Genomic DNA, 15,943 nt, shown 5'->3' with positions numbered 1-15,943 from the left:
CAATTACCAATGGTAACCTGCACCAACTGCTACACCCATTTTACCTTGTGTATCGCTAGTACCTGCTAAACGAATAATGATTTTACCGTTATCTGAAATACGTGACATACCTAATGCCACAGCATTTTGACCTTGGTAATTACCCGCCGCTACAGATACCATGCTTCTACCTGGAATGTAAGCTTGTGGTAATTGAGACGCTGCTAACGCACTTGCTGTACCTGCATTAACACGTTTGCCTAACTTGTTCACTTGACCATTTAACTTATTGATCTTGTTATTCATGTCAGCTTTTACTTCGTGTAATTGGCTGCCGTTTACTACATCAGTACTATCTGCTGCAATGCGTCCAGGTGCAACATTGGTAATTGGTTTATTACCTGCATCAATACCATTTTTAGTCATACTTGGACCATTTTTAATGGTAACACCATTGCTATCAATCACAGTATCCCCCGCAGTGAATTTATTCGCTGTTACAGTATTCACTTTAAGATCTTTATTTAGCTTAACTTTAACACCTTTAGGGTTAGCCACTGTAGTGATATTATCATCACCAGTAATCTCAACTTCATCGCCTAATTTTTTCACATCAGATTTATTACTATCACCAACAAAAGTTAAGCCTTTTGAGCTAATTGCCGTATTAGCATCTGCACCTTTTTGGATGTCATTTTTGGTTTTTTGCGATAAATCAATATGATAATTAGTCACAGATGTACCGTTGATATCTTTCTCACCTCTGTTTTCAACAACTAATGCTTCTGATGTAGTTACATTCGCTGAAGTATTCTTGGCACTAACACTATAAATAACTTGGCCGTTAGCTCCAATTCTTGATGTAACAATCGTATTTTTACCCTCTTCAACTTCTGTTTTGGCTGACTTTAATTGCGCCACATTAACAGCATCTGTATCTTTCTTACCAGCCGTAACGTTACTAATTGCTTTGCTCCCTGCATCAATTCCCATTGATGTCATGCTTGGACCATTATTAATAGCGACACGATTGCCCTCAATAACAGTATTGCCTGCAGTAAATTTATCCGCTGTCACATTTCCTGCTTTCAAGTCTTTCGTGGTTGAAATCGTGAAGTTAATACCATTTTGTTCAAGTTTGATATTATCACCAGCGATATAGTTTACCGTCTGACCTGATGCCACATTTGCAACTTCAGTTCCGGTCACTTCGCCAGTTGAACCTTCTTTCTTCGTCGCAGTGGCATTCCAACCTTTACTCGCAAGTTCTTTCACTTCGTGTAACTGACTACCATTCACTGCATCTTTACTATTGGCATCCAAAACACCATCTGCAACATTGCTAATTTTATTATCAGCAACATCAATACCTGTTTTAGTGACACTTGGACCATTAGAAATCGTTAAACCATTATCATTAATGATTGTATCACCTGCTTTTACACTATCTACTGCAATATTTTTATTTAATGTTACCTCAACTTGGCTTCCGCTTGCTTTGGTAGTGATATTTTTATCTCCCTTGATTGCAACTTCGTCATCAAGTTTTCTCACACCAGTTTTAGTACCGTTATCGCCTGTGAAAGTTAAACCTTTTGTGTTTACCGCAGTACTCGCATCAACACCTTTGTTGATATCTTCTTTCGTCTTATCTGACAAATCAATATCATAATTGGTCACTGTAGTATTACCAGCTTTATCTAAAACAGGTTCACCTGTTTTTACTTTTAATGTACCTGACTCGCTTGTCACACTCGCTGATGTATCTACGGCATCAATTGTATAAATACTTTCACCATTAGTGCCTTTAGATTTCTTGATAGACGTATTTTTACCTGCTACTACTTCTGTTTTAGCTGCATTAACAGTCTTGTTCAATTGTGAAACATTTACAGCATCAGTATCAGCAGTACCAGCGGCTACATTTGTGATTTTATTATCTGCAGCATCAATTCCTGATTTAGTAACACTTGGACCACCAGCAATAGTTAAACCTTCGTTATTAATGGTTGTATCACCTGCTGTTACATTATCTTTAGCATTAATATTAGTCACATTAATCATATCATATCATTTAACTTAAAGGTGACATTATTGCCCTCTTTAGTGATTTGAATGTTGTCATTCTCACTTTTTAAATCGACTGTCGCATCTGGTGCGATATTAGATTTATTTTTACCGCCATCGACTGACAGATTCCAACCTTTGTTAGCAATCTCTTTCACTTCTTTCAATTGTGAAACATTCACTGCATCAGTCCCTGCCTCTCCTGCTTCTACATTGCTAATTTTCTTATTACCAGCATCAACCCCTTTATCTTTATCGATTGAAATAGGACCAACACCAATATGATCAAAACTTACCTCATTACTTGTTCCAATAGTAAATTCCTTACCATTTTGAGAAATAGATATATTTTTACCATCAATAAATTTAACAGTACTGCCCGCCTTAACCGCTTCTTTTTTGGTATTGTCATTTGCAACAACATTCCAATAAGTCTTGTTGATGGCATCTGCAACAGAAGTTGCTGTCACTGGCGCATCCCCGTTAGCAGGTGTATTAACTTGTCCATTGTCACCGGCAGAAATCGTAGTTGTATTTACATCCACCTTGAAGGTTTTGACGCCATTCTCATCTCGACTACTTGCTGTCGTATTTTTGCCATTTTCAATATCAACTAAGCCTTTAATCACATTTTTGCCATCAGAATTAATATTATTTAGGCTTTGATTTGCAGCATTATCAATTTTATTTTTCGTTGCATCATCAATTTTCACTTCAACACCATTGTTAGCTGCAACTGTCGTTAAACCATTTGAACCTGTGATATTTAAAGATTGAGCTTCGAGATTAACCGCACCATTCCCTGTATCACCTGCTGTCTTCAAGTTGATGGCTTTAATGGCAGTATCAACTGCACCACTGGTTACAGCCTTATTATCCCCTTTCGTTACTGCAGTTGATTTATTTAATGTAAATGTCACATTGTCTGCATCGGCTGTACTGGTAATATCGGTACCATCCCCTACAATGCTTAAAGATTCACCCAATTTTTTCGTAGTACTTCCAGTATTACCTGTAAATGTAATTGGTTTATTACGTACACTATTAATTGCCTCTACAACATCACCAGCCTTTGCAATCGCATCGCCATCTGGCGTAGACGCATTACTTTGTGTATCAGAAGAAATTGTCGTCGTATTTACATTAAACGTCACATCAGTTCCATTTGCTGTTTTCGTTACAACTGCGGTTGTTTGTGTGCCATTTTTAAAATTAACGACATTATTATTGTTAATTCTCGCTTTAGAAGCATTATTTTCTAATACATTAAAGCCACTATTGTGTAATACCGTATAAAGTTGAGAACCATTTACAGCATCCGTTGAAGTTGGTGAAAGACGCCCTGCTGCCACATTATGAATTTGGCGTTCGTTACCGGCCTTGCCGACAGAAACAGCGCCATTGATTAAAGACTTATAAGCTGCAAAGTCAATCTTTTTACTTAAACCAGCATCATCTTTAAATTCTGCATTTCTAGTTGTACTATCGAACATATTCCCATTAGCTTGCGAATCAGCACCTAAAGCAACCGCATCCTGTGCAATTGCTTCAGCATAGCGACCGATTGCCACAGCTCGTCGCTGAGTAGCTCTCGCCGTATAACCTAGCGCCAACGACTCTCGCCCAGTTGCCTCTGAATTAGCCCCTTGAGAAATAGCAAAAGCCTCCGCTGCATTGGCGGCAAAACCTATTGCGATACCATGCTCTTTTTTCGCCTCTGAATCTCGTCCAGCTGAAATAGCGTAGCGTCCCAGCGCTTTCGCCCCATAGCCTAAAGCAATAGCTGAAGTATCTGCGGCTTTACTTTCTTCACCTATAGCAATCGCAGCGAAATATTTCTCTTTCGTTGTTGAATTTTCTATTGCTGTCGCATTACGTCCTATCGCAATAGAAGTCCAATAACCGGGTTTCTCATTTTCGCTTGTTTTAGCCCCCGATCCAATGGCAATAGCCCATTTTCCTTTGGCACTTGTTGTACTATCTCCAATTCCCACTGCATCTTCGCCAACATTAACTGGATTAACGTTCTCCCCCACAAATTTAGCTTGCGTAGGCATAATAGTGATTAAACCAATCGTAAGAATAGAAAGTTTAAAAAAAGAAAGCGAAGGCATCTCACTTATCGTACATTGTTTTAAACTGGCTGAGGCTTTTGTTTTACCTTTTGCAAACTCAGATGCAACAACAAATGATCGCATCGTTTTATTCCAAATAATTTTAAAAACGCAATTCATAAAAACTCCATTAAAATAAGCTCAATGAGCTACCATAAATATATGCTATAGTATTACTGAATAATACTGATGACAGTATAATCAATCATCATATTGATTGAAAGAAATCATTTATCAACAAGTCGGTATTTCTTTTCCCATATTCCCATAGAATAATCATGCTAAAATGATACCTCTTTATAGGTATTTTTATTCGAAAATTTGATCAACCCCAAGCTTTCCCAAAAAAAGCGTAGAAAAAGCCCTTCTTTTTGGTATCTTACACTTGCCTTGAACTATTTTTATGAGTGTATTCAAAAGCTTAATAAGAAACGTTCGCATTTTGTTTTTTTATTCTTTCCTGAATGGAGTAATTATCGTGAGCATATTGAGAAAAAGTCTTATACTGGCGACTTCTTTCGCAGCTTTAGGTGTATATAATTCAGCAATGGCTGAAATGGTTTATAAGCCTCTTGAACAACCTGTGGAAGCACCAAATTCTAGCTTAAAAATTGAAGCAGTAAATGAAAAATTTGCTGAGAAATATCCTAGCCAATTCAATTCGTGGAAAGCGACTGAAAAAGGTGACAAAATCATCTACGCCGACGAACAAGATCCTCGTTTAATCGTGTTATGGGGAGGCTATTCTTTCGCAAAAGAATATAATGCACCGCGTGGTCACGTTTATGCAGTGGAAGATGTACGTAATATTTTACGTACTGGTGCGCCAAAAAATGCAAATGATGGTCCACAACCAATGGCATGTTGGACTTGTAAAGGCCCTGATGTTCCTCGTTTAATTGCGGAATGGGGTGAAGATGGCTACTTTGGTGCAAAATGGGCTAAAGGTGGTCCAGAAGTGGTTAACTCTATCGGTTGTGCAGACTGTCACGATACTACATCAAAAGACTTTGCTGAAGGTAAACCTGCATTACGTATTGCGCGTCCACACGTTCTTCGTGCATTGGATCACTTAAATACTGCACTTCAAGCAAAAGCAAAAGCTGAAGGTAAAGAACAAGCTAACTTAAGCTTTAACACAGCTGCTCGCACTGAAAAACGTGCTGAAATCTGTGCGAACTGTCACGTTGAATACTACTTCGCAGGTGATTTAAAACAAGTAACCTTCCCTTGGGATAACGGTCAAACTGTTGATGACATCGAAAAATACTACGATGATATCGGCTTCAGTGACTGGACTCACTCGCTTTCTAAAGCACCAATGTTAAAAGCGCAACACCCTGACTTTGAAATTTGGTCTTTAGGTATGCATGGTAAAAACGGCGTAACTTGTGTCGACTGTCACATGCCTAAAGTACAAGGTAAAGACGGTAAAGTTTATACCGATCACCAAATCCAAAACCCATTCGATGCATTTGATAGCACTTGTGCAAACTGTCACGATCAAAGCAAAGAAAAACTTAAAGACATCGTCGCTTCACGTAAAAAAGAAGTGAAAGATGCAATGGGGCGTTTAGAAGATCAAGTTGTTCGTGCTCACTTTGAAGCAAAAGCAGCATGGGATGCAGGTGCAACTAAAGAAGAAATGGAACCTGCTTTAATGGATATCCGTCACGCTCAATGGCGTTGGGACTACACTGCAGCAAGCCATGGTGGTCACATGCACGCTCCAGATGTAATACTTCGTGTATTAGCTTCCGGTTTAGACAAAGCAGCAGATGCTCGTGCTAAACTTGCAGCAATCTTAACTAAACACGACGTGAAAACTCCGGTTGAAGTACCAGATATTTCTACAGCTGATAAAGCATGGAAAGTAATGGGTATCGATATCGAGAAAGAACGTAAAGCGAAAAAAGAATTCTTAGAAACTGTTGTACCTCAATGGGTAAAAGAAGCGAAAGCCAATGGCAAATTAGCTGAAGATACCGCAACAAAACAATAAAAAAAGAACCGCACTTTGTAGCTGAAGTGTCGAAGTGCGGTCATTTTTAACCCTATATTTGAGGTAATCAGAATGAATTTAACTTCTTTAATCAGCAAATCGGCAAAATCCTTTGCATTGCTTGCAATGCTTGTGGCACTGCCAATGGCTGCAAATGCTGAAGAGATGGCTAAAACACCAGCCTCTCAACTCACTTACGAGCCACAAATGGATAACCAACGTGATCCAAACCAATATTGTGCAAAATGTCACAAATTTGACAAAGTCGATAAAAACCAAACTTTAGATCAATCTGGTGGTGAATTACACTTTGGTAAATTCCACGGCGCTCACTTAAATCAAAAAAGCCCTAACACGGGTAAACCGATCAACTGTGTCAACTGTCACGGTAATATTTCGCAAGATCACCGTCGCGGAGCAAAAGATGTGATGCGTTTTGAAGGTGATATCTTTGGTGATAAAAAACCAATGTATACCGCGCAAGAACAAAACCAAGTTTGTTTTGCTTGTCACCAACCTGCAAAACTTCGTGAAAAACTTTGGGCGCACGATGTTCACGCAATGAAATTGCCTTGTGCAAGCTGCCACACATTACACCCGAAAGATGATGCGATGAAAGGTATTCAACCGAAAAATCGTGTGAAACTTTGTGTAGATTGCCACGGCGAACAACAAAAACGCAAAGCGGCAAAAGAAGCACAATCACAAACGCAATCAACCGAACAAAAGGATAAATAATGACAGCTTGTTCACGCCGAAACTTTGTTTCCGGCATGGGGGCATTAATCCTTATGACGGGGGCATCAGTCACCTCTTTAGCGAAAGAGGAAAAGGCGGATAAACCGAAACGCTATGCAATGGTACACGACGAAACAGCTTGTATCGGCTGTACCGCTTGTATGGATGCTTGTCGTGAAACTAACCACGTTCCTGAAGGCGTTTCACGTTTGGAAATTCTCCGTAGCGAACCTTATGGCGAATTCCCAAATCAAGAATACGAGTTTTTCCGTCAATCTTGCCAACACTGTACAAACGCCCCTTGCGTGGCAGTTTGTCCAACCGGTGCATCATTTATTGATCCTGAAACAGGTATCGTAGATGTGCATAAAGATCTTTGTGTAGGTTGCCAATACTGTGTTGCAGTTTGTCCTTACCGCGTACGTTTCATTCACCCAGTACACCGTACTGCGGATAAATGTAACTTCTGTCGCGATACAAACTTAGCAGCTGGCAAACAACCTGCTTGTGTAGAAGCCTGTCCAACCAAAGCATTAACCTTTGGCGATATGAATGATCCAAGCAGTGCAGTTTCCCGCAAAGTGAAAGAAAATCCGGTTTATCGCACGAAAGTGGAATTAGGTACTCAACCAAATCTTTACCATATTCCATTCCAACATGGGGAGCCAAGAAGATGACATTAGATTATCCTGTTCCGTTTCACACGCCTAATTTGGTGTGGGATTCAACAATCGCTATCTATTTGTTCTTACTTGGTATTTCTTCCGGTGCGGTACAATTAGCGATTGCTTATAAACGTAGTCACAAATTAGAAAATCCTAGCAAAAACTGGATTATCAGAGCAGCCGCCGTTTTAGGTTCTGTGCCAACATTAATTGGTTTAACCCTGTTAATTTTCCACTTGGCACGTCCTTGGACATTCTGGAAATTGATGTTTAACTATCAATTTAACTCTGTAATGTCTATGGGGGTAATGTTATTCCAAGTTTATATGCTGTTCTTGGTATGTTGGTGTGCGGTTATCTTCAAAGAAGATATCATGGCGTTCATTCAACATTTTATGCCAAAACTTGGGTTCGTCGGTAAAATTATCAATGTATTAGAACGTTTAACTGGTCCTGTAGAAGTCATTCTCTTCATCTTAGCTGCTGTACTAGGGGCTTATACCGGTTTCTTACTTTCAGCATTGATTAGTTACCCAATGTTAAATAACCCTGTTCTACCAGCGTTATTCTTGGCTTCAGGTACATCTTCAGGTATCGCTGCAACCTTCTTATTTATCCTCATTGCAGGTAAATTAAAAGGTGATAGCCATGAATCACACTTCATTCATAAATTTGAAGTGCCAATTATGGTGACTGAACTTGGTTTATTAATCTGTTTCTTTGTTGGTCTACACTTCGGTGGTGGTCAGAAAGTAGTTGCATTGCATAATGCGCTTTCCGGCTTCTGGGGTGCAGTGTTCTGGATTGGGGTATTCTTAATTGGTATCATCATTCCTCTACTTGCGAACCTTGCAGCAAAAGACAGCTTAAAATACAATAAGAACTTTATTATCCTTGTGTCAATCTTCGACTTAATCGGGGTTCTCTGCTTACGTTACTTCATCTTGTACGGCGGACAACTTACCGTTGCATAAGGATAAATTTCTTATTTAATCAAAAGGCGTATACAATACGCCTTTTGTTTATTTAAAAGACTAAAGTGCGGTTAATTTTACGTATGTTTTTCATGCTTAAAATCAACCTTATTTTGTAAAATACAACCTTTAATACTGAAGAATACTATGATTCCCGAACTCGGATTTCTCTCATTACTCTTTGCCACCACCGCGGCGCTCTTACTTTCTATCGTGCCGCAAATTGGTATTTGGCGAAATAAACCCTCTCTCACCAACACGGCTTGGGGATTAAGTTATTGCTTCGGTATTTTTACGAGCGTTTCAATCGGTATTCTTGCCTACTCTTTTGCAACAGATGATTTCACTTTGGAATACGTGGCAGCGCACTCCAATTCTCAACTACCAACATTTTTTAAAGTCGCCGCCACATGGGGCGGACATGAAGGCTCTATTTTATTTTGGCTTTTTACATTAAGTCTTTGGTTAGTGGCTTTTGCCTTTTTCTCTCGCAAAAATGACCGCACTTTTTCTGCACAAACCCTTTCTTTACTTGGCTTAATTTGTCTTGGGTTTGCTATTTTTATTTTGTTCTACTCCAATCCATTCGGACGTGCGTTTCCTGCCCCTTCGGAAGGACGAGATCTCAATCCAATGCTGCAAGATATTGGCTTAATTTTCCATCCACCACTGTTATATGTGGGTTATGTGGGCTTTGCTGTTAACTTTGCCATGTCAATTTCAGCCTTAATTTTTAATCGCTCTGCACAAGCGATCGCACGTACGATGCGAGCCTGGGTTCTCGTTTCTTGGTTATTCTTAACCTTAGGGATCGTTCTCGGTGCCTGGTGGGCATATTACGAGTTAGGCTGGGGCGGCTGGTGGTTCTGGGACCCTGTTGAAAACGCCTCACTTATGCCATGGTTATTGGGACTCGCACTGCTACACAGCTTGATGGTGACGGAAAAACAAGGTATGTTTAGCTACTGGACAATACTCTTTTCCCTGCTCGCTTTTGCATTCAGTGTATTAGGCACATTTATTGTCCGTTCAGGTGCATTAACCTCTGTTCATGCTTTTGCTTTAGATAGCTCCCGTGGTTATGTGCTATTACTGATTTTCTTTTTATTGACTGTCGGCTCGCTCAGTTTATTTGCCCTACGCACAAATACCAATGAAAGTGCGGTCAAATTCCCGCTCATTTCTAAAACCGGAGCTATTTTAGGCTTAAACATCGTATTAACCGTGGCCACCGTCAGCACATTCTTAGGCACTTTCTATCCAATGCTATTCCAAGCCATGAGTTGGGGAAGCATTTCCGTGGGCGCGCCTTACTTTAATAGCATTTTCTTGCCATTGCTCACTTTAGTGCTTTTTGCGATGGCGGCGACACTTTGCTTAAGCTGGTTTAAATCTGATAAAAAACGCTTTTTCAAACGCTTGTTATTACTTATTCCTGCTGCAATGATTGCTTATGGCATGATTTGGAATGCGCTACAAAATGACAACGCATTACGCTTTCATTTCTTCGCTTATGTATTACTCACCCTTGCTATTTGGGTATTATTCGTCACCTTATGGCAAAATTGGGCAAAAGTAAGACTTGCCTATTTCGGGATGATTCTCGCACACTGTGGCGTGGCGATTGCCACAATGGGTGCCGTGATGAGTAGTTACTTTGGCAGTGAGTTAGGTGTTAGAGTTGCGCCACAGCAAAGCCAACAATTAGGCCAATTTGAATTCCACTACGATCGTTTTTCCAATGAAATAGGTCCAAACTTTACCGCCGAAGTCGCTTTCTTTAGCGTGTCAAAACAAGGCAAACCTTACGCTGAAATTTTACCGGAGCGCCGTTATTATGATGTTCGCACCATGACTATGAGAGAAGTGGGCTTAGATGCAGGCTTTTGGGGCGATTTATATATTGTGATGGGCGATAACTTAGGTAAAGGTGAATTCACATTCCGCTTACATTACAAACCACTTATTCGCTGGTTATGGCTCGGAGGCATTTTAATGGCACTTGGCGCATTATGTTCAGCCATCAATTTGAAGAGAAAACGTGATGAATAAAAAGTTTATTTTGTTTTTACCGCTGATTTTGTTATTGAGTATTTGCTTACTGCTTTTTGTTGGCTTACACAAAGATCCAAAACAAATTGCCTCTGCACTCATTGATAAACCTGTGCCGGAATTCTATCAAGCGAATTTGCTTGAACCGAGTCAAATTGTCAGCCCAAGAGATTTTCCAAAAAAGCCTTTTCTGCTTAATGTGTGGGGAAGTTGGTGTGGCTATTGCCAACAAGAACATCCTCTTTTGATGGAAATTTCAAAAGAAGTACCCATTGTTGGAATCGACTATCGTGACAAACCTCAAAATGGCATTGCGATGCTAGAGCGCATGGGCAATCCATTTATACTCACTATTGACGATAGCCGTGGTGAATTTGCGATGCAATTGGGCGTAGATGGTGCGCCAGAAACCTATGTTGTCGATGAACACGGCATGATCCGTTATCGTCATTCTGGCTATATGGATAAAGAAACATGGCTCACTGAGATCAAACCAAAACTTGATGGATTAACTAAAAAGTAAAATGAAAAAATTAACCCGATTTCTGACCGCACTTTTACTGACGTTTGCCCTTTTTGCTCACGCAGAAATGGTGGATACCTATGCGTTTAAAAACCAAGCCGATCGTACTCGTGCTGTTGAACTGGCAAAATCCTTACGTTGCCCACAATGTCAGAATCAAAACTTAGTTGAGTCCAATTCACCAATTGCTTATGACTTACGTATTGAAGTCTATAAAATGGTGGATGAAGGAAAAACGAATCAGCAAATTATCGACACGATGACAGCTCGTTTCGGTAATTTCGTAAACTATAAGCCACCTTTTCAATGGAATACGGCACTACTCTGGCTATTGCCTATTTTGTTATTAATTGGGGCTTTTGCATTAATTTTATTTTCTACTAAAAAATCAGAAGGCGAGCCAAAACAACTCGAAAATCAACCTCATCGTGCGCCTAAAGAAGAAAAAAGTGCGGTCAAATTTGAAACCAAATCCGCCATTTGGGTCTTTGCTATTTTATTAATTCTTCCCTTAAGTTATTATTTTTCCCTTGATCGTTTTGAGCGAGTTCAACAAGGTGAAAAAGAAATGATTGAGCTTGCCAATAAAAAAACAGATACATCAATGGTGCATCAAAAAGAAGATATGGTGCTCAAAATTCAAAATAAAATTCGAGAAGATGTAAATAACCCTGAGCTTTGGGCTCAGCTAGGTGATGCCTACATGCAAAATGATGAATTTGATCATGCGCTCATCGCCTATGGCAATGCAGAAAAAATTTCAGGCACAACGCCCGCTATTTTAGGCCTAAAAGCGACCGCACTTTATTATCAAGCCGGTCAAAACATCACACCACAAATCCAGCAAATAATGGATGAAGCCTTAAAACAGGATAAAAATGAAATTTCAGTCCTCACGTTACTAGCGACTGAGGCCTTTAAAAATCATCAACCGGAACAATCCAAAGCCTATTGGCAGCAATTATTAGATTCGGGTAATGCTGCCGTGGATCGCCGTACTGTCATCCAACGAATCAAAATGATAGACTATTTTGAAAAAGGACAAACCTCACAATAAGCTATGTCTCATTATTCAGAAAATATCATTATTGGCGCCGGTGCTGCCGGCTTATTTTGTGCCGCACAGTTAGGCAAGCTGGGCAAACAAGCCACCATTTTTGATAACGGTAAGAAAATTGGTCGAAAAATTTTAATGTCTGGCGGTGGATTCTGTAATTTCACCAATATGGAAATCACATCTGGCCGTTATATCAGCCAAAATAAACATTTCGTCAAATCTGCCTTAAAACGTTATACACAATGGGATTTCATTGCTTTAGTCGCTGAATACGGCATTCCTTACCACGAAAAAGAATTAGGTCAGTTATTTTGTGATAACGGCGCAGAAGATATTGTGAAGATGCTCGGAACTGAATGTGACAAATACAGTGTCAACATTCAACTACGAAGCGAAGTGAATGATGTTGAAGCCGTTGAAAACAACCCTAGCGTACGGTTCAAATTAAAGGTAAATGCAGTTGAATGGCAATGCCAAAATTTGATTATTGCCACGGGCGGGCTCTCTATGCCTGGCTTAGGCGCTTCGCCTTTTGGCTATCAAATTGCAGAACAATTTGGGTTAAATGTGATTCCTCCGCGAGCAAGTCTTGTGCCATTCACGTGGCGAGAAAGTGACAAATTCTACTCGGCGCTCTCTGGTGTTTCATTAGATGTAGCTGCAACGAATCAGCACAAAACCTTTACTCATCAAATGCTGTTCACCCATCGTGGCTTATCAGGCCCTGCTATTTTACAAATCTCCAATTATTGGCAACCTGGTGAAAGCATTCATTTAGATTTATTGCCTTATAACAATATTCGACATCACCTAGATGAGATGCGTCAATCTTCGCCAAAATTGCAATTAAAAACCGTATTAAGTCGCTTATTACCGAAAAAATTAGTCGAGCTTTGGTTAGAACAAGGCTTGATTCAAGATGAAGTGATTGCGAACTTAAGTAAAGTGCGGTTAGAAAATTTAGAGAATTTAATCCACAACTGGCAATTTGTTCCTAATGGCACTGAGGGCTACCGAACGGCTGAAGTCACGATGGGTGGTGTCGATACTCATGAGATCTCATCTAAAACCATGGAGGCGACAAAGATTAAAGGTCTCTATTTTATCGGTGAGGTGCTAGATGTTGTCGGCTGGTTAGGTGGCTACAACTTCCAATGGGCATGGAGTTCGGCTGCTGTTTGTGCAATGGGGATTGCTGAAAGTTAAGCCCCTCTTTACATTTAAAAGACAAAAAGCCGATGTTCACGCATCAGCTTTTTGTTGTTTAGGACTTAAGGATTAGCGATTTTTAAAACGATATCTTCAATTTTTTTAGCAAAATATGTCGAATTTTCTAAATGAGCATTATGCCCAGCATGAGGAGTAATCGTTAAATCAAGTTGATTATCCTCTGCCATTTGACGAAACTTTTGATCTCGTTCTCCACAAAAATAAAAAAATGGCTGCAAACTTAACCGCACTTTCTCTCGAAAATCAGGCTGTTTGGCAAGGCTAGTGGCTAATAACATCTTACCAATATTTGCCCCGCAATTGGCTTTTCGCTTTTCAATTAATGCTTTGCGTTGTTGTTCATTCAAATGAGAAAAGACGGGTTGTTGATACCAATCTTCGAGTACGGCTTCAGGGGTTTCATGGAAAAACCGCTCCGCCCACATTTTGTCATTAGCTAAACGGCTTTGTTTTTCTTGCTCAGACTGTAAACCTAAATTTGCCCCTTCTAAAATGACCGCCTTTAAATGCCCTATTTTTACTCTAGCTTGCAGTGCATAATATTGTGCGATTCGTCCACCAAGTGAATAACCGATCAGGATATAAGGTTCATCTTTTATGAGACTTTGTATTTGGCTTTCAAGAAATTGAGCCGTTTGCTCAAAATCTTCAACCACTACAGCTTTATTCTCGCCATGAAACGGTAAATCGAGAGAGAGACAACGAAAGTGCGGTAGATTTTCGATGACTTTTTGCCAGTCCGATTTTGTACCTAATAAACCATGGAGAAAAACAAGATTCATCATAATGCCATATAAAGAAATCCCCTCTTAAGAGGGGAAATGAATGAATAAATTATTCACCAACCACAGCGTGGCTGATTTGTTCAATCAAGCGTTTATAAGTCTCGCTACCATCACTAGGATTCGTTTTGATTTCAATTAAGGTTGCGCGGCGACGTGTGTAAGCCTGTTTCAACACTGCGCTTAAATCCGCCCAAGTGTAAGGTAAGGCGTATTTCAAGCCAAACATATTCGCAATCTGTGAGAAATCACCATTATGCGGCAAGCGATAGAATTGTTCTTTCACCTCTTCATCAACGGGCAACATATCAAAGATTGCGCCACCATTATTGTTGATTACAAAAATAATGGTTGGTTGAGTCACGTTCTTAAATAAGGCTAAAGAGTTCAAATCATAAAGCGTGGACGTATCGCCAATCATCGCCACTACAGGTTGATTAGAACCAATACCAATACCCGCAGCGGTTGCTAATAAACCGTCAATTCCGCTTGCACCACGGTTGGTGAAAATTGGATAACCTTCTGGCAATTTCGTTAACGCATCCACCAAGCGCACAAAAAGGCTATTTCCTAAAAACAAAATACCGTTGTAAGGTAGAACACGCTCAATATGATGTGCTAATGAGGCTTCATTAAGATTGCCGCCGACTTGTTGCTCGATAAAAGTTGCACAGAATTTTGAAAGCGCAAGTGGTTCGAGTAACCAAGGTTTTTGACGCAATGGCGGATGTGCACGCAACCAATGATGCGTTTTTGCATTAAAGCGAGTTTGGGTATGATGATTTGGGTCAACTGCATTTTGACTTTGCTCCACCACCCAAAATTCGCCTTGGAATTCTGCTAAGAATTGGTTGATACGTTTACTGATAAAACGAGAACCAAATTGGATCACAATATCTGCTTGAAGCAATTTTTGCTTCACAGTTTGATTTGCTAACCAAATATCCGCATAAGGCATGAGAGGTTCTACACCAGATTGAATATCCGTCAGCAAAATCCACCCCATGGTATTTGCCCATGAGTTAATCCCCATTGCTTGTTCTGGGGTTAATTGCCCTGCAACAATAACACCTCGTTTCGTGCGCCAAGTATCCCAATTTTCATGCATAAGCACTTCTTGTTGCAATGGCTGATGATCAACCCAATTTTTAGACTGGCTTAACCAACGTTGAATTGGCATTAACCACGGATGGCTGTCAATTTCTTGTTCTTGTGCATTATAAAGTGGCTCTGCAAAAGGTACATTAATATGCACCACGCCTGGTTGTTGCTTTTGTTTATAACACGCTTGTTCTAACGTAGAAATTAACCATTTTGCTGCATAATCGGCTTGAGGTTTAGGTAAATTTACGCTTGCGACAGGATAGTCCGCAAACATATTTTGTTGTACGATGGCTTGATTCGCACCACATTCCCATAATTCAGGTGGTCGATCGGCAGTAAGAATAATTAAATTCACGCCTGTTTGGCGAGCTTCAATAATCGCAGGATATAAATTGGCTGCTGCCGTGCCTGACGTCACAATCACGGCAACAGGCGCTTGTGTGGATTTCGCTATCCCCAAAGCAAAAAAGCCTAAGCCACGCTCATCAAAATGACTATGACACGTTGCTCGAGAGGCATTTTGTAAACGCACAGCTTCTAACGTTAAAGGTGTTGAGCGAGAACCTGGCGCAATACAAAAGTGACTCACTCCTTGGCGAACCAAGGTTTCTAAGATCACTTTTGACCAACAACGATTAAATACGCTTACAGACATT

General features: G+C 40.1%; 12 protein-coding genes. 8 read left to right on the top strand and 4 right to left on the bottom strand.

The features are described 5' to 3' along the window. Positions 1-3: 3 nt before the first annotated feature. Entirely contained in the window at positions 4-2,034 is a 2,031-nt protein-coding gene (locus ACXVWP_RS06045; RefSeq protein WP_458472635.1) for a YadA-like family protein, read from the bottom strand. Between the two features lie 5 nt (positions 2,035-2,039). Next, complete coding sequence (locus ACXVWP_RS06040) at positions 2,040-4,280, bottom strand: ESPR-type extended signal peptide-containing protein (RefSeq protein ID WP_297567450.1); 2,241 nt, start codon at positions 4,278-4,280, stop codon at positions 2,040-2,042. Positions 4,281-4,638: 358 nt separating this feature from the next. Between ACXVWP_RS06040 and nrfA the strand changes: the two genes are divergently transcribed. The 8 genes from nrfA to ACXVWP_RS06000 all read left to right on the top strand — a co-directional run bounded on the left by nrfA (position 4,639) and on the right by ACXVWP_RS06000 (position 13,377). Beyond that, the gene (gene nrfA, locus ACXVWP_RS06035; RefSeq protein WP_289901423.1) at positions 4,639-6,162 is read left to right on the top strand and encodes an ammonia-forming nitrite reductase cytochrome c552 subunit; all 1,524 of its coding nucleotides are present in this window, start codon (positions 4,639-4,641) and stop codon (positions 6,160-6,162) included. Between the two features lie 72 nt (positions 6,163-6,234). Further along, positions 6,235-6,900 (top strand): cytochrome c nitrite reductase pentaheme subunit, encoded by a 666-nt coding sequence (nrfB, locus tag ACXVWP_RS06030; protein WP_289901424.1) that lies wholly within the window; start codon positions 6,235-6,237, stop codon positions 6,898-6,900. After that, positions 6,900-7,577: a cytochrome c nitrite reductase Fe-S protein gene (gene nrfC / locus ACXVWP_RS06025; protein ID WP_297567445.1), complete on the top strand. Its 678-nt coding sequence runs from the start codon at positions 6,900-6,902 to the stop codon at positions 7,575-7,577. Before nrfB ends, nrfC begins: the two co-directional genes overlap by 1 nt. Next, the gene (nrfD, locus tag ACXVWP_RS06020; protein ID WP_289901425.1) at positions 7,574-8,539 is read left to right on the top strand and encodes a cytochrome c nitrite reductase subunit NrfD; all 966 of its coding nucleotides are present in this window, start codon (positions 7,574-7,576) and stop codon (positions 8,537-8,539) included. Before nrfC ends, nrfD begins: the two co-directional genes overlap by 4 nt. Before the next feature lie 147 nt (positions 8,540-8,686). Continuing rightward, positions 8,687-10,591, top strand: coding sequence for a heme lyase NrfEFG subunit NrfE (gene nrfE, locus ACXVWP_RS06015; RefSeq protein WP_297567442.1), 1,905 nt, complete (start codon positions 8,687-8,689; stop codon positions 10,589-10,591). After that, positions 10,584-11,114, top strand: coding sequence for a DsbE family thiol:disulfide interchange protein (locus ACXVWP_RS06010; RefSeq protein WP_289901427.1), 531 nt, complete (start codon positions 10,584-10,586; stop codon positions 11,112-11,114). Before nrfE ends, ACXVWP_RS06010 begins: the two co-directional genes overlap by 8 nt. A 1-nt stretch (position 11,115) precedes the next feature. After that, positions 11,116-12,171 carry a heme lyase NrfEFG subunit NrfF gene (nrfF, locus tag ACXVWP_RS06005; RefSeq protein WP_289901428.1) on the top strand — a complete coding sequence of 352 codons (1,056 nt, stop codon included), beginning with the start codon at positions 11,116-11,118 and terminating at the stop codon, positions 12,169-12,171. A gap of 3 nt (positions 12,172-12,174) precedes the next feature. Then, on the top strand, positions 12,175-13,377 hold the full coding sequence (locus tag ACXVWP_RS06000; RefSeq protein WP_049357757.1) for a BaiN/RdsA family NAD(P)/FAD-dependent oxidoreductase: 1,203 nt from the start codon (positions 12,175-12,177) through the stop codon (positions 13,375-13,377). A 65-nt stretch (positions 13,378-13,442) separates the two neighbouring features. On the opposite strand, the gene menH is transcribed toward ACXVWP_RS06000, so the two are convergent. Together menH and menD are read right to left on the bottom strand one after the other, a co-directional pair. Further along, positions 13,443-14,186, bottom strand: a complete 744-nt coding sequence (gene menH, locus ACXVWP_RS05995) for a 2-succinyl-6-hydroxy-2,4-cyclohexadiene-1-carboxylate synthase (protein WP_149785853.1) — start codon at positions 14,184-14,186, stop codon at positions 13,443-13,445. Positions 14,187-14,235: 49 nt separating this feature from the next. After that, entirely contained in the window at positions 14,236-15,942 is a 1,707-nt protein-coding gene (gene menD, locus ACXVWP_RS05990; RefSeq protein WP_128786994.1) for a 2-succinyl-5-enolpyruvyl-6-hydroxy-3-cyclohexene-1-carboxylic-acid synthase, read from the bottom strand. Position 15,943 lies beyond the last annotated feature (1 nt).

The organism is Haemophilus sp. SZY H56, assembly GCF_054332415.1.
This window is presented reverse-complemented; position numbering and strand designations above follow the sequence as displayed.